Below are 14,433 nucleotides of genomic sequence, written 5' to 3' on the forward strand. Positions count from 1 at the left end.
CCAGATACCGGGTGTCCCGGCACACGTTGGCCCGCCCGTCGGCGCACTCCGGGCAGGCACCGCAGGGGGTGGCCGGGTGCACGGCGACGGCCGTGCCCGGCGCGGGACCGGTGGCTCCGTCGCCGTAGGACACCACCGTGCCCACGACCTCGTGCCCGAGCACCATCGGCTCGCGGAGCCGGAAGTCGCCGACCCCGCCGTGCCGCCAGTAGTGCAGGTCGGAGCCGCACACCCCGCCGTACCGGACGGCCACCAGGGCCTCGCCGGCGCCGGGCCGGGGCACCGGCAGCTCCTCCACCCGGAGGTCGCCGGCCCCGTGGATCACACAACTCCACATGCCCGCCGACCCGTTCACAGCACGCTCGTCATGCCGCCGTCGACGTACAGCACCTGGCCGCCGACGAAGTCGGCCGCGGGCGACGCGAGGAACAGCAGGGCGCCCACCAGGTCCGCGGTGCGGCCCCAGCGGCCGGCCGGGGTGCGCCCGCGCACCCACGCGCTGAACTCCTCGTCCTCGACGAGGGGCCGGGTCAGCTCGGTCTCGATGTAGCCGGGGCCGAGGCCGTTGACCTGGACGCCGTGCGGCCCCCAGTCGGCGCACATGCCCTTGGTGAGCATCTTCAGCGCGCCCTTGGCCGCCGCGTAGGGCGCGATGCCGGGGCGGACGACCTCGCTCTGCAGCGAGCAGATGTTGACGATCTTGCCGCGGCCGCGTCCGGTCATCCGCCGCGCCGCCTCCCGGCCGACGAGGAACGCGCTGGTGAGGTTGGTGTCCAGGATCCGGTGCCAGTCGCCGTCCGTGAACTCCAGCAGCGGCGCGCGCAGTTGCATGCCCGCGTTGTTCACGAGGATGTCGAGCGGGCCCACCCGCTCCTCGACGTCGGCGATGCCCGCGGCCACGGCCGGTCCGTCGGTCACGTCGAACACCGCCGTGTGGATCCGGTTGCCGGGCAGGTCCGTCGCCGCCTTCGCGAGCCGGCCGGGATCGCGCCCGTTGAGGACCACCGTGCAGCCGGCCTCCGCCAGGCCCCGGGCCAGCGCGAGGCCGATGCCCCGGCTGGAGCCCGTGACCAGGGCCGTACGCCCGCTGATGTCGAAGAGGGGGTGAGCCGTCATGCCGTGGCGCTCCTAGATCACGAGGGACAGCAGCAGGACCAGGCCGCCCCCGACCACCGAGAGGATCGTCTCCATGATCGACCAGCTCTTCACGGTCTGCCCGACGCTGAGCCCGAAGTACTCCTTCACCAGCCAGAAGCCGGCGTCGTTGACGAAGCTGAAGAAGAGCGAGCCCGCGCCGATCGCCAGGACGAGCAGGGCGGTGTGCGTCGTCGACATGTCGGCCGCCAGCGGCGCCACCAGGCCCGACGCGGAGACCGTCGCGACCGTCGCCGAGCCCGTCGCCAGCCGGATCACGACCGCGATCAGCCAGGCCAGCAGCAGCGTCGGAATCGACCAGTCCTTGGAGACGTCCAGGATCATCTGGCCGACCCCGGAGTCGATCAGCGTCTGCTTGAAGCCGCCGCCCGCGCCGACGATCAGCAGGATGCCCGCGATCGGCATCAGGCCCTTCTCGACCGTCTGCTGCAGCCGCTCCTTGCTGAACCCGGCGGGCCGGCCCAGCGTGAAGAAGCCGACGATCACGGCGGCGAGCAGCGCGATCAGCGGGGAGCCGACGACGTCGAAGACGCGCTGGGTGGTGTTCGTGGGGTCGTCGACGACGATGTCCACCAGGGCCTTGACCAGCATCAGCACCACCGGCAGCAGCACGGTGGCGAGCGTCGCGCCGAAGCCCGGACGGCGCTCCAGCTCCTCCGAGGGGCGCTGCGGCAGCATCCGGTCGGGCGCCGGGACGTCCACCCAGCGGGCCGCGACCTTCGAGAACAGCGGACCGCCGACGATCACGGTGGGTATCGCGACGAGGATGCCGAGCGCCAGGGTCACGCCCAGGTTGGCGTGCAGCGCGTCGATGGCGACGAGCGGGCCGGGGTGTGGCGGGATCAGGCCGTGCATCACGGACAGACCGGCGAGCGCCGGGACGCCGATGCGCATCAGGGAGTAGTTGCCGCGCTTGGCGACCATCAGCACGACCGGGATCAGCAGCACGATGCCGACCTCGAAGAACAGCGGCAGGCCGATCACGGAGGCGATCAGCACCATCGCCCACGGCATCGCCCGGCCCCCGGCCTTGGCGAGGATCGTGTCCACGATCTGGTCGGCGCCGCCCGAGTCGGCGAGCAGCTTGCCCAGGACCGCCCCGAGCGCGATCAGGACGCCGACGCCGGCCACGGTGCTGCCGAGCCCGGTGGAGAAACTGGTGATCGCCTTGTCGAGCGGTGCCCCGGCGATCGCTCCCAGCGCCAGCGACCCGATGGTCAGCGCCAGGAAGGCATGGAGCTTGAACTTGGTGATGAGCAGGACGATCACCACGATGGCCGCCAGGGCGGCGATGCCCAGCTGGGCGTGTCCTGCGGAGGTGATCGGCGGAGGCGCGTCCGCTGCCAGCATCTCGACGCTGAGTCTGGTCACGGGGTTCCCTTGCGGTTGCGGGGACTGTTGGGGGTGTTACGCGGATGCGGCAGGAAGAGCGTCCAGCGACCGGACGGCGCGCTCGGTGATCTCCTCCGGGCTGCCACTGACATCCACGGCGACACCGTTCTCGTCCGGCCCCAGGGGCTGCAGCGTGGCGAACTGCGAGTCCAGCAGCGCGGTCGGCATGAAGTGGCCCTGCCGGTGCGCCATCCGGTCCTCGATCAGCTTCCGGTCGCCCGTGAGGTGCACGAACACGATCCCGGGAGCCACGGCCCTGAGCCGGTCGCGGTACGACCGCTTCAGCGCCGAGCTGCTGACCACCCCGCCGAGCCCGGCCCGCCCGTGCGCCCAGTGGCCGATGGCGTCGAGCCAGGGCCACCGGTCCGCGTCCTCGAGCGGGATCCCGGCCGACATCTTGTCGATGTTGGCCTGCGGGTGGAAGTCGTCGCCCTCGGCGTACGGGACGCCCAGCCGCGCGGCGAGCAGGGGACCGATCGTGGTCTTGCCCGTCCCCGCGACGCCCATCACGACGACGACCTGAGGGGTTCGCATTGACTGCCTCGCTGTCTTCCTTGACATCCGACGCCACAGCGGCGTCGCCACACTGAAACCCATTAGGTACGACGAATTCAAGAGTGTGTGACATATAAGTCTGACTTTTTATGTCCGTGATCCACGCCGTACGCTGAGTGCATGACCACACCGGGCCGGGGGCTGCACGGCCGCGTTCTCGACACCCTCGGCCCCGCGATCACGGCGGGCGAGTACCCGCCGGGCAGCGTTCTGCGGACCGACGAACTCGCCCAGCACTTCGAGGTGTCACGCTCCGTGATGCGCGAGGCGGTGCGCGTCCTCGAGTCCATGCACCTGGTCGAGTCCCGCCGCAGGGTCGGCGTCACGGTCCGCCCCAAGGCCGAGTGGAACGTCTACGACCCGCAGGTCATCCGATGGCGGCTGGCCGGCGCCGACCGCCCCCAGCAACTGCGCTCGCTGACCGTGCTGCGCTGCGCGATCGAGCCCCTCGCGGCCGGGCTCGCGGCCAAGCACGCCACCGCGGACCAGTGCGCCGAACTCACCGAGTGCGCACTGGGCATGGTGGCCAACTCACGCGGCCACCGGCTGCAGGAGTACCTGGTGCACGACGTGGCCTTCCACCGGGTCATCCTCAACGCCTCGGGCAACGAGATGTTCGCCCGCCTCGGCGACGTCGTCGCGGAGGTCCTGGCCGGCCGCACCCAGCACGAGGTGATGTTCGAGGACCCCGACCCGGCGGCCGTCACCCTGCACGTGCAGGTGGCGGAGGCGGTGCGCGGCGGCGACGCGGCCCGCGCCGAGGAGCTGACCAGGCAGATCACCGTGGGCGCCCTGCACGAACTGGACATCCTGGCGCCCTAGTCACGGGCCTCCGGGAAGTCCCCGTCCACGTACACCCACGCCCCGGCCACCCGCTCGAAGCGGCTCCGCTCGTGCAGCGAACCGCCCCGGTAGGAGGCGCGGAACGTCACGGTGCCCCTGTCGTGGAACGCCGAGCCTTCGGTGCTGTCGAGAATCTCCAGCCCGGTCCACCGCATCCGCGGATCGAAGTCGAGTCGCCCGGGCCGGGTCCGAGGGTGCCAGGTGCGCAGCAGATAGCCCGCGTCCCCCCGCACGAACGCGCTGTACCGCGAGCGCATGAGCAGTTCGGCGGTCGGCGCGGCCGCCGCCCCCGTGTGGAACCGGCCGCAGCAGGCGTCGTAGGGCCGGGGGAGTCCGCAGGGGCAGGTGCGCGTGGTCATGCGCCCCATTCTGCCCGCATCCGGGGAGGCGCCCCCCTGCGCCGGGGTGCACAGTGGAAGTGCGGGACCGACGCGCTCTGCCGGGCCGCGGCAGAAGGAGGAGGGACGGACCATGACCCGACCCGTGACCAGCCGTCCTCCGGCCGTCAAGGAGTGGCGGCTGAACCTGTACCTGTCCGAGCACGACCCGGACACCACGGCACGGATCGTCCTCGACACCGGGGACAACGTCCTGGAGAGCCACGCCGAGGCCCGCCGCAACCCCTACGACCGCGACGTGCCCGAGATCGGCGACGAACTCGCCGCCGGGCGCGCCCTGATCGCCATGGGACGGCTGCTGGTCCGCGCGGCCAACGGCGACATGCGGGCACTGGGCGCGGCCGACACGCAGAACCCCGCCCCGCTCTGGCTGCCCCGGGAGTGAAGGAGTCCGGCGTGCTCTTCGCCAACCGGCTGGAAGCGGGACGGCAGTTGGGCCGGCGCCTGGAGTACCTCAGGGGCCAGGACGTGGTGGTGCTGGGGCTGCCGCGCGGTGGCGTGCCGGTCGCCGCGGCCGTCGCCGAGGCCCTCGACGCGCCCCTCGACGTCTGCCTGGTGCGCAAGCTCGGCCTGCCGTACCAGCCCGAACTCGGCATGGGAGCGATCGGCGAGGACGGCGTACGCGTCGTCAACCAGGAAGTGCTGCGCGGCACCGGGGCCACCGAGGCGGACGTGGCCCGGGTCGAGGAGCGCGAACGCCGGGTGCTCCAGGAGCGCTCCGCGCGCTACCGGGGCGAGGTGTCGCCCGTCTCCGTCGCCGGCCGGACCGCCGTGGTCGTCGACGACGGGGTGGCCACCGGCTCCACCGCCCGGGTCGCCTGCCAGGTCGCCCGGGCCCGGGGCGCGGCCCGCATCGTGCTCGCGGTCCCCGTGGCCCCGTACGACTTCGCCCGGCGGCTCCACGGCGACGCCGACGAACTGGTCTGTCTGGAGACCCCACGCGACTTCGCCGCGGTCGGCCAGTTCTACGCCGACTTCACGCAGGTCGACGACGAGGAGGTCACCGCCTGTCTGCGGCGCGCCGCGCAACGGCACCGGCACACCACGGGCGCCGAGGCCGCCGACCGGGAGGTGACGGTCCCGGCCGGCGCCGTGCGGCTGGGCGGGCGGCTCACCGTGCCCGACGGCGCCACCGGCGTCGTGGCCTTCGCCCACGGCAGCGGCAGCAGCCGGCACAGCCCGCGCAACCGGTTCGTGGCCGAGGGACTGCACCGGGCCGGGCTCGGCACCCTGCTGTTCGACCTGCTCACCCGGGACGAGGAGCGGGACCGCAGCAATGTGTTCGACATCGCGCTGCTGGCCGGGCGGCTGCTGGACGCCACCCGCTGGCTGCGCGAGGAACCCGACGTCGAGGGGCTCGCCATCGGCTACTTCGGCGCCAGCACCGGCGCGGCCGCCGCCCTGTGGGCCGCCGCGGAACCCGACGCACGGCCCGCCGCCGTCGTCTCCCGCGGCGGCCGGCCCGACCTGGCCGGACCGCGGCTGGCCGAGGTGACGGCCCCCACCCTGCTGATCGTCGGCGGCGCCGACCGGCTGGTCCTCGACCTCAACCGCGAGGCCCAGGCACGTTTGCACTGCGAGAACCGGCTCCAGGTAGTCCCCGGCGCCACCCACCTCTTCGAGGAGCCCGGCGCCCTGGAGCGGGTGACCGAGCTGGCCCGGGACTGGTTCACGGACCACATGGCACCCGCCCACGTCTGACCGCCGGCCATGTCCGAGGAAGCCGTCACCCTGTTCCTGGCCGGTGACGTCATGCTCGGCCGGGGCGTCGACCAGATCCTCGCGCACCCCGGCGACCCCGCGCTGCGCGAGGACTACGTGCGCGACGCCCGGGACTACGTCGCCCTGGCGGAGGCCGCGAACGGGCCGATACCCCGGCCCGCGCCCGACACCTGGCCCTGGGGCGAGGCGCTGCCCGTCCTGGAACGCGCCGCGCCTCACGTGCGGGTGATCAACCTGGAGACCGCCGTCACCGGGGACGGCGACTTCGCCCCCGGCAAGGCCGTCCACTACCGCGTGCACCCCGCCAACCTGCCCTGCCTCGCCGCCCTCCGCCCCGACGTCTGCGTCCTCGCCAACAACCACGTGCTCGACTTCGGCCCGCTCGGCCTCGAAGAGACGCTGGCCTGCCTGGAGACAGCCCGGCTGCGCACCGCCGGGGCCGGCCGGGACGCGGTCGCGGCATGGCGCCCGGCAGCCGTGCCGCTGCACCCGCACGGACGCGTCCTCGTCCTCGCCTTCGGCATGCCCTCCAGCGGCATCCCGCACGGCTGGGCCGCCACCGCCGAACACCCCGGCGTGGCCCTGGTCGGCGCGCCCACCGCGGCCGCCGCGGCGGACTTCGCCGGCCGCCTGCGCCAGGTCGAACGCCCCGGCGACATCGTCGTCGCCTCCGTCCACTGGGGCCCCAACTGGGGCTACGCCGCCACCCGCAACGAGGTCCGCTTCGCCCACGCCCTCGTCGACGCCGGCGCCGACGTGGTCCACGGGCACTCCTCGCACCACCCGCGCCCGCCCGAGATCTACCGGGACCGGCTCGTCCTGTACGGCTGCGGCGACCTCGTCGACGACTACGAGGGCATCCACGGTTACGAGCGCTACCGCGACGACCTGCGGCTGCTGTACCTGGTGACGGTCGAGGCCGGCACCGGCCGGCTGATCCGCCTGCGGATGGTGCCGCTGCGGGCCCGCCGGATGCGCCTGGAGCACGCCTCGTCCGAGGACACCGCGTGGCTGCGCACCGTCCTCGACGGGTACGCCCGCGACCTCGGCACCCGCGTTGAGCCCGGCGTCGACGGCACGCTCACCGTACGGTCCCTGCGCGCCGGCGCACCGCGCTGAAAGGGCGCGGTCTCAGGCCCGCCGGCCCTTGCGCAGGAACCGGCGCAGCCGGGTCAGCGGCCAGGCGTTGATCACGTCGTCCCGGGTCAGCCAGCCGCGCTGCGCGGTGCCGACGCCGTACCGCAGCTGCGCGAGGTGCAGCACGGAGTGGGCGTCGGTGTTCACGGCGAACCGCACCCCGTGCGCCCTGGCCCGCAGGATGTCCTCGTCGCGCAGGTCCAGCCGGTCCGGCTGGGCGTTGACCTCCAGCGCGGTGCCCGTGCGCGCACAGGCCGCGAACACCTCCTCCCAGTCCGCGTCGACGCCCGCCCGCCTGCCGATCAGCCGGGTCGTGGGATGCCCGATGACGTTGACGTACGGGTGCACGCAGGCCCGCACCAGCCGCCGCGTCATCGCCTTGCGGTCCAGGTCGAAGTGCGAGTGCAGCGAGGCCACGCACAGGTCGAAGCCGGCCAGGAACTCCTCCGGCCAGTCCACCTCGCCCTCCGGGCCGATGTTCAGCTCCGTGCCGTGCAAGAGCCGCATCCGGTGGTGGGCGCCGTCCAGCGCACGCAGCCGCTCCCGCTGGGCGAGGATCTTCTCGTCGGTCATGCGCTGCATGTACAGGTTGGGCGCGTGGTCGGTGACCGCGTAGTAGGCGTATCCGCGCTTCGAGGCCGCCTCCACCATCGTCTCCAGCGACGCCAGGCCGTCCGTGAGGTCGGTGTGGGTGTGCAGGTCACCGCGGATGTCCCGCTCGGTCACCACCTCGGGCAGCTCGCCGTGCAGCGCCGCCTCGATCTCCCCGCGGTCCTCCCGCAGCGTGGGCGGGATCCACGGCAGCCCGAGCCCGGCGTACACCTCCTCCTCCGTCCGGGAGGCGAGCGACTCCCCGCTCCCGGCGTCGAACAGGCCGTACTCGGAGAGCTTCAGCCCCTGGTGCACGGCGATGGTCCGGGTACGGATGTTGTGCGCCTTGGAGCCGGTGAAGTACTGCAGGCCCGCGCCCCACGACCGGGGCGGCAGCACCCGCAGGTCGACCTGGAGGCCCCGGGCGGTGCGCACCGACGTCTTCTTCGTGCCCCGCGCGATCACCTCCGCGGTGACCGGCAGGGCGCACAGCGCCTCCATGAACGGCGCCGACCGCTCCGCCGCGACCAGCACGTCCAGATCCCCGACGGTCTCCCGCATCCGGCGCAGCGATCCGGCGTACGCGCAGCGCTCGCAGCCGGTCACCGCGGACAGCTCGGCCACGATCTCCTCGGCGGTGTCCAGCGCGAGCGCCAGCGGCACCCGGGCGCCCGTCTGCTGCAGCAGCTCGATGCCGTGCCGGATGTTCTCCTGCGTCTTCTCCCCGAAGCCCTTGAGGTCGGCCAGCGCGCCCGACTCGATCGCGGCGGCCAGCTCCTGCACCGACGCGATGTGCAGGTCCTCGTAGAGCCGCATCGCCTTCTTGGGACCGAGGGTGGGGATGGTGATCAGCTCCCGCACCCCGGCCGGGATCTTCGCCCGGCGCTCCTCGACCACCGCCATCTTTCCCGTGCGCAGGTACTCGGTCACCTTGTCGGCGATCGAGCGGCCCACGTTCGGGATCTGGCGCAGCCCGTCCTCGTCCAGCTCGGCGACGTCCGCCGGATACCCGCCGATGGCGCGCGCGGCCTTCTCGTAGGCGCGCGCCTTGAAGGCGTCGCCTCCCGTGATCGCGATGAGGTCCGCGTACTCCTGCAGGAGCGCCTGGACCTCCTCGTTGCGCCGGGCCACACCTCAAGTCTAGGAAGCGGAGGCGGACCGCGCCGAGGCATCGAAAAGGCCCCTGCCGAACAGGGGCCTTGCTGGTGTCCGAGGGGGGACTTGAACCCCCACGCCCGATAAAGGGCACTAGCACCTCAAGCTAGCGCGTCTGCCATTCCGCCACCCGGACCAGGTGTGTGCCGTGCGGGCTTCCCTTCGCTGGGTCTCCCTCGCGGCGACGAGAGAAACATTACCAGGCTTTCCGGGGTGGCCGATCACCCCCCGTCCCCGCGGGCGGTCGCGCGTGAACGGCGTGTGACCGGCCGGGCCCGGTCTTGGGCCCGGGGCGGACCCGGAGAGAGGATGAGGGGGTCCACCAGCAGTGACAGTGGGAGGAAGCAGCGTGAGCGAGACGGACACGGCCAGGGGCGTCACCGGCCAGGACGAGGTCGTGGACCTCTGCCGCGAGCTGATCCGGTTCGACACCAGCAACTACGGCGACCACTCCGGGCCGGGCGAGCGCAAGGCCGCCGAGTGGGTCGCCGAGAAGCTCGCCGAGGTCGGACTGGAACCGAAGATCTTCGAGTCGCACCCGGGCCGCGCCTCGACCGTGGCCCGCATCGAGGGCGAGGACCCGTCCCGGCCCGCGCTGCTGATCCACGGCCACCTGGACGTCGTACCGGCCAACGCCGCCGACTGGACCCACCACCCGTTCTCCGGCGAGATCGCCGACGGGTGCGTGTGGGGGCGCGGAGCCGTCGACATGAAGGACATGGACGCCATGACCCTCGCGGTCGTCCGCGACCGGCTCCGCAGCGGGCGCCGGCCGCCGCGGGACGTCGTCGTCGCCTTCCTCGCCGACGAGGAGGCCGGTGGCACCTACGGCGCGCGCCACCTGGTCGACCGTCACCCCGAGCTGTTCGAGGGCGTCACCGAGGCGATCAGCGAGGTCGGCGGGTTCTCGTTCACGGTGAACGAGCAGCGCCGGCTCTATCTGATCCAGACGGCCGAGAAGGGCATGCACTGGATGAAGCTGACCGTGGCCGGCACCGCCGGGCACGGCTCGATGATCCATCGCGACAACGCCATCACCGAACTGTCCGAGGCCGTCGCCCGGGTCGGCCGGCACCGGTTCCCGGTGCGGGTCACCAAGACCACCCGGGCCTTCCTCGACGAGCTGGGCGACGCGCTCGGCACCGAGCTGGACCCGGAGGACATGGAGTCCACCCTCGCCAGGCTCGGCGGCATCGCCAAGCTGATCGGCGCGACCCTCGGCAACACCGCCAACCCCACCCAGCTGAACGCCGGTTACAAGGTCAACGTCATCCCGGGCGAAGCCACCGCGCACATCGACGGACGCTTCCTGCCGGGGTACGAGGACGAGTTCCTCGCCGACCTCGACCGGCTGCTCGGGCCGAACGTCCGCCGCGAGGACGTGCACGCCGACAAGGCCGTCGAGACCGGCTTCGACGGGGCTCTGGTGGAGGCCATGCAGTCCGCGCTGCTCGCCGAGGACCCCACCGCCAAGGCCATCCCCTACATGCTCTCCGGCGGCACCGACGCCAAGTCCTTCGACGACCTCGGCATCCGCGGCTTCGGCTTCGCACCGCTGAAGCTGCCGCCGGAGCTGGACTTCGCCGGCATGTTCCATGGCGTGGACGAGCGGGTCCCGGTGGACGGGCTGCGGTTCGGCGTGCGGGTGCTCGACCGCTTCATCGACGCGTCGTGACGCCGCGCGCCCCGATAATCGGGCGAGCGTACGAGATCGACTGGGAAGGGTGAATGCGACCATAAGCTCGTAGCTCCATTACTCCCTCCTCGTTACAGGTGACGTGATCCCCGCACCTTGGGATCGCATTGCCAACTAGGAGGAATAATGATCAAGAAGGTCGTCGCTGCTGCGGCTGCCACCGGTGGGCTGGTTCTCGCGGGCGCGGGCCTGGCCGTCGCCGACTCCGGCGCCCAGGGTGCCGCCGTGCACTCCCCGGGTGTCGTCTCCGGCAACGTCGTCCAGGTGCCCGTGCACGTCCCGGTGAACGTGTGCGGCAACACGATCAACGTGATCGGGCTCCTGAACCCCGCCTTCGGCAACACCTGCGTCAACCACTGACGCCGGTTCCCTGACAGGGCGTCCGCCCTGAGGGGCGTCTTCTACGAGCCGTCGGCCTCGGAGCGCGCGTCATGCGCTCCGAGGCCGACAGGCCTTTTCCAGACAGCGAAGGCAGGGGGAAACTCAGCATGCGACAGGGTACCCGCAAGGGTCTGATGACCGTGGCCGCCGCGACCGGCGTGATCGCCGCCGCGAGTGGCTACGCACACGCCGACGCGGGCGCGTCCGGCTCGACCGTGGGCTCGCCCGGCGTTCTGTCGGGCAACACGGTGCAGGCGCCGGTACACGTCCCGGTGAACGTGTGCGGCAACACCGTGAACGTCGTCGGGCTGCTCAATCCGGCCGCGGGCAACGCCTGCGCCAACCACGGCGGCGGGGGGCACGGCTCCGGCGGGTCGCACGCGAGCGGCCGCAGCGCCGGCTCGCCCGGCGTGCTGTCCGGCAACACGGTGCAGGCGCCGATCGACGTTCCGGTGAACGTGTGCGGCAACAGCGTCGACGTCGTCGGGCTGCTCAACCCGGCGGCCGGCAACACGTGCGCCAACCACGGCGGCAGTGGGGGCCATGGCTCGCACGCGAGCGGCCGCACGAGCGGCTCGCCGGGCGTGGGCTCGGGCAACACCGTCCAGGTGCCGATCCACGTCCCGGTGAACGCCTGCGGCAACAGCGTCGACGTCATCGGCGTGGGCAACGCCGTCCGGGGCGACGACTGCGCCAACGGCGGCGGCCACGGCAACCACCCGGGTCACCCGGGTCACCCCGGGCATCCGGGTCACCCCGGGCATCCGGGTCACCCCGGTCACCCCGGTCACCCCGGTCACCCCGGTCACCCCGGTCACTGCGAGCACCCGGGTCACCCCGGGCATCCGGGTCACCCCGGGCATCCGGGCCACCCGGGTAACCCGGGCACCCCGCACCAGCCCGGGCAGCCGGACCAGCCGGGCAGCCCGGCCACTCCGCCCGCACAGGGCGGTCACACCCCGCAGGGTTCCGTCCAGGTCAAGCAGCCGGGCGGCGGTTCCGCGGCGTCCCTGGGCGCCGGCGAGCTCGCGCACACCGGCAGCGGCCTGCCGCTGGGCGCCGCCCTCTCGGCCGGCGCGGGCGCGCTGCTCGCGGGCGCGGTGATGTACCGCAAGGCGCGGGCCGCGGCATAGCGCTGCGCGGCCGGGAACCAACCGGCCGTGAGAGCGCGGACGAAGGAGCGGGCCCGCCCTGCCGGCGGGCCCGCTCCGTTCAGATGTCCCGTCTCACCACGTGGCACGCACCTGGCGGATGATCCGCCGGCGCAACCGCACCCTGCGGCTGCCGTCGCGCAGCAGGCTCAGTCGGTCCAACTCCCAGTGTCCGTACTCGGCATGGTCGGTCAGCAGACGCGTGGCCTCCTTGCGGGACACCCCACGAGGCACATACACGTCGACAAATTCGTATTCCGGCATCGCATCTATTGTGCGGGCTGGTGCCCGGTACGGATAGCGTCTGCACTATGTCTGATGCTGCGCAGCCCACCGCTGCCGAGGTACGCGCCGCCGCCGAGGCGGTCAAGACCGCGCTCGACCGTCATCTGGCGGCGGTCGAACGCAGGTCCGGGGACGACGATCCAGCCGTCTCCGAGGCGTTCAACGAGCTGGCCGCGGCCGCCGAGGCGTACGACGAGCTGCTCTACGACCGCTACGACGAGGTCACGCCCTTCGAGATCCCCGGCGCGGAGGAGTCCCTGCCGCCGTACGCCGGCCCCGAGGAACCCAGCGCGATCAGCGTGCTGATCCGCCGCGACTACACCGTGGCGGAGCCCCAGCGGCTGCTGGCGCAGGCGGAGCGGGTCGAGGCGGCGGACTACGAGGACGTCGCCGGCGCGGGCGACGACGCCGCGGCCACGCTCCCCGGGGCGCTGGGCATCCTCTTCGGGGAGTTCGAGGCGGACGAGATCGCCTCCCGGGCCAAGGAGTTCGGCCTGGAGGAGGGCGACTCCACGCTCTGGGTCACGGCCGCGGAGGAGCCCCCGGAGGCGGGGGAGTGGCTGGACGCGCCGTTCGAGCACATCGACGCGCAGTCGGTGGTGTGCCGGTTCGACGTCAGCGCGGTCTTCGACGAAGAAGAAGGCGACGACGAGGACGAGGACGATCTCGAGTTCGTCGAGGACGAGGACGCGGACGACGACGAGGACGCGGACGACGACGAGGCCCGGGCCGAGGGCGTCCAGAGGTGACCGCGGCCGGCGGTGCCGTACGGCCCGGGGGCCGGTACGGCGCCGCCGTCGCAGCGTGCCGTACGGCCCGGCCGGTGCAGCGCCGCCGTCACAGCCAGGCTGCCGCGCAAGCACGCCCAGCCGGTCGGCACCCGCACGCTCAGGCGGTCGGCACCTGCGCGCGCAGCAAGGTCTGCAGCCGGGTCGTGCGGGGCTTGGCCACGACCTCCGCGACCGCCCTCGGCAGGGCCTGCTCCACGCCGTGCACCACGGACAGGTGCCGCTCGGCCCGGCCGAACGCCGTGTAGACCCACGGCCTGCTGAGCGCCTGCGCGGCGTCGCCGGGCAGCACCACGACCGCCGCCGGCCAGCGGCCGCCCACCGCCTGGTGCGCGGTGAGCGCCCAGCCGTGCCGCACGCAGCCGTCCACCCGCTCCCGCGGTACGACGACGGGGGCGCCCGCGCACGACAGGTGCAGCCCCTCGGCGTCGGCCTTCACCACCGTGCCCGGCACCGAGCGGCCCGGGGCGGGGGAGTAGGCGATCCGGTCACCGGGGTCGAAGCCGCCGAACCGGCCGGGGCCGGGGTTGAGGCGCTCCTTCAGGGCGGAGTTCAGGGCCCGGGTACCGGCGGCCCCGCCGTGCCCCGGGGTGATCACGACGGTCTCCTCGGCCGGGACCCCGATCGCCCGCGGCACGGAGTCCGCGACGAGCTGCACCGTCCGGTGCACGGCCTCGCCCGCGTCCCGCACCGGGACGATGACGACCTCCTTGCCGGGCGTGGCCACCTGGTTCAGCTCGCCGGCCCCGACGCCCGAGACCAGTTCGCCGATCGGCCCCGGGTCGGGGACGCGGGAGGCGAGCTGCGGGCAGGCGCGGGCCGCGAGCAGGTCCGCGAAGACCCGGCCCGGACCGGCCGACCACAGCACCGCCGGATCACCGCTGAGCACCAGCCGCGCCCCGTCAGGCAGCGACTCCACCAGCATCGCGGCGCTCTCCACGTCGAGCTGGGGCGCGTCCACCACGATCAGCAGGTCGAGCTCCAGGGCGCCGTCCGCGTCCCGGCCGGGCCCCTCGGCACCGGAGAGCAGACCGGCGACGGTGCCCACACCCGCCTCCACCGGCTCCGCGCCGAGCAGCGCGGCGAGGCGGCGGCGCCCGTCGGGCGCGTGGCAGACGGCGAAGGCCCGCAGACCCGCGGCGCGGGCGGCACCGAGCATCGCGGCCGAAGTCGAACAACACGGT

General features: G+C 73.1%; 16 protein-coding genes and 1 tRNA gene. 8 read left to right on the top strand and 9 right to left on the bottom strand.

What is annotated here, in order from left to right; translation table 11 throughout:
• The 4 genes from ACLU3S_RS30385 to ACLU3S_RS30400 form a co-directional block, all read right to left on the bottom strand.
• The coding region (locus ACLU3S_RS30385) for an alcohol dehydrogenase catalytic domain-containing protein (protein ID WP_413955198.1) at positions 1 to 337 on the bottom strand (337 nt) is incomplete at its 3' end.
• A gap of 14 nt (positions 338 to 351) precedes the next feature.
• A complete protein-coding gene (locus ACLU3S_RS30390) occupies positions 352 to 1,116 on the bottom strand; it encodes an SDR family oxidoreductase (protein WP_413955184.1) in 765 nt (254 codons plus the stop codon).
• 12 nt (positions 1,117 to 1,128) lie between these two features.
• Positions 1,129 to 2,526, bottom strand: coding sequence for a GntP family permease (locus ACLU3S_RS30395; RefSeq protein WP_413955185.1), 1,398 nt, complete (start codon positions 2,524 to 2,526; stop codon positions 1,129 to 1,131).
• A gap of 36 nt (positions 2,527 to 2,562) precedes the next feature.
• Complete coding sequence (locus ACLU3S_RS30400) at positions 2,563 to 3,081, bottom strand: gluconokinase (RefSeq protein ID WP_413955186.1); 519 nt, start codon at positions 3,079 to 3,081, stop codon at positions 2,563 to 2,565.
• Positions 3,082 to 3,222: 141 nt separating this feature from the next.
• Between ACLU3S_RS30400 and ACLU3S_RS30405 the strand changes: the two genes are divergently transcribed.
• Positions 3,223 to 3,924, top strand: a complete 702-nt coding sequence (locus ACLU3S_RS30405; protein WP_413955187.1) for a FadR/GntR family transcriptional regulator — start codon at positions 3,223 to 3,225, stop codon at positions 3,922 to 3,924.
• Here the strand turns inward: ACLU3S_RS30405 and ACLU3S_RS30410 are convergent.
• Positions 3,921 to 4,304, bottom strand: coding sequence for a YchJ family protein (locus ACLU3S_RS30410; RefSeq protein ID WP_413955188.1), 384 nt, complete (start codon positions 4,302 to 4,304; stop codon positions 3,921 to 3,923). The two genes, ACLU3S_RS30405 and ACLU3S_RS30410, sit on opposite strands and share 4 nt — an antisense overlap.
• A 112-nt stretch (positions 4,305 to 4,416) precedes the next feature.
• Between ACLU3S_RS30410 and ACLU3S_RS30415 the strand changes: the two genes are divergently transcribed.
• Genes ACLU3S_RS30415 through ACLU3S_RS30425 form a run of 3 tightly spaced genes read left to right on the top strand, consistent with a single transcriptional unit; the run spans position 4,417 to position 7,184 of the window.
• Positions 4,417 to 4,728: a dsRBD fold-containing protein gene (locus ACLU3S_RS30415; protein ID WP_413955189.1), complete on the top strand. Its 312-nt coding sequence runs from the start codon at positions 4,417 to 4,419 to the stop codon at positions 4,726 to 4,728.
• Between the two features lie 11 nt (positions 4,729 to 4,739).
• Positions 4,740 to 6,044 (top strand): phosphoribosyltransferase family protein, encoded by a 1,305-nt coding sequence (locus ACLU3S_RS30420; RefSeq protein ID WP_413955190.1) that lies wholly within the window; start codon positions 4,740 to 4,742, stop codon positions 6,042 to 6,044.
• 9 nt (positions 6,045 to 6,053) lie between these two features.
• Positions 6,054 to 7,184, top strand: a complete 1,131-nt coding sequence (locus tag ACLU3S_RS30425) for a CapA family protein (RefSeq protein ID WP_413955191.1) — start codon at positions 6,054 to 6,056, stop codon at positions 7,182 to 7,184.
• 12 nt (positions 7,185 to 7,196) lie between these two features.
• On the opposite strand, the gene polX is transcribed toward ACLU3S_RS30425, so the two are convergent.
• Positions 7,197 to 8,924: a DNA polymerase/3'-5' exonuclease PolX gene (gene polX, locus ACLU3S_RS30430; RefSeq protein WP_413955192.1), complete on the bottom strand. Its 1,728-nt coding sequence runs from the start codon at positions 8,922 to 8,924 to the stop codon at positions 7,197 to 7,199.
• A gap of 72 nt (positions 8,925 to 8,996) precedes the next feature.
• A tRNA-Leu gene (locus tag ACLU3S_RS30435) sits at positions 8,997 to 9,084 on the bottom strand.
• A gap of 213 nt (positions 9,085 to 9,297) precedes the next feature.
• Here ACLU3S_RS30435 and ACLU3S_RS30440 point away from each other — a divergent pair.
• From ACLU3S_RS30440 to ACLU3S_RS30450, 3 genes are all read left to right on the top strand, one after another.
• A complete protein-coding gene (locus tag ACLU3S_RS30440) occupies positions 9,298 to 10,623 on the top strand; it encodes a M20/M25/M40 family metallo-hydrolase (RefSeq protein WP_413955193.1) in 1,326 nt (441 codons plus the stop codon).
• A gap of 147 nt (positions 10,624 to 10,770) precedes the next feature.
• Entirely contained in the window at positions 10,771 to 11,004 is a 234-nt protein-coding gene (chpH, locus tag ACLU3S_RS30445) for a chaplin ChpH (RefSeq protein WP_413955194.1), read from the top strand.
• A 128-nt stretch (positions 11,005 to 11,132) separates the two neighbouring features.
• Positions 11,133 to 12,158 (top strand): chaplin, encoded by a 1,026-nt coding sequence (locus ACLU3S_RS30450; RefSeq protein ID WP_413955195.1) that lies wholly within the window; start codon positions 11,133 to 11,135, stop codon positions 12,156 to 12,158.
• Positions 12,159 to 12,251: 93 nt separating this feature from the next.
• Here ACLU3S_RS30450 and ACLU3S_RS30455 read toward each other — a convergent pair whose 3' ends face one another.
• Positions 12,252 to 12,440, bottom strand: a complete 189-nt coding sequence (locus ACLU3S_RS30455) for a DUF5703 family protein (protein ID WP_014671721.1) — start codon at positions 12,438 to 12,440, stop codon at positions 12,252 to 12,254.
• 47 nt (positions 12,441 to 12,487) lie between these two features.
• On the opposite strand from ACLU3S_RS30455, the gene ACLU3S_RS30460 reads away from it, so the two are divergent.
• Positions 12,488 to 13,210: a hypothetical protein gene (locus ACLU3S_RS30460; RefSeq protein WP_413955196.1), complete on the top strand. Its 723-nt coding sequence runs from the start codon at positions 12,488 to 12,490 to the stop codon at positions 13,208 to 13,210.
• Positions 13,211 to 13,349: 139 nt separating this feature from the next.
• On the opposite strand, the gene ACLU3S_RS30465 is transcribed toward ACLU3S_RS30460, so the two are convergent.
• Positions 13,350 to 14,433: ATP-binding domain-containing protein (locus ACLU3S_RS30465; RefSeq protein ID WP_413955197.1), on the bottom strand; the 1,084-nt coding region annotated here is incomplete at its 5' end.

It is taken from the genome of Streptomyces sp. AF1A, from assembly GCF_047340315.1.
Lineage (GTDB): Bacteria > Actinomycetota > Actinomycetes > Streptomycetales > Streptomycetaceae > Streptomyces.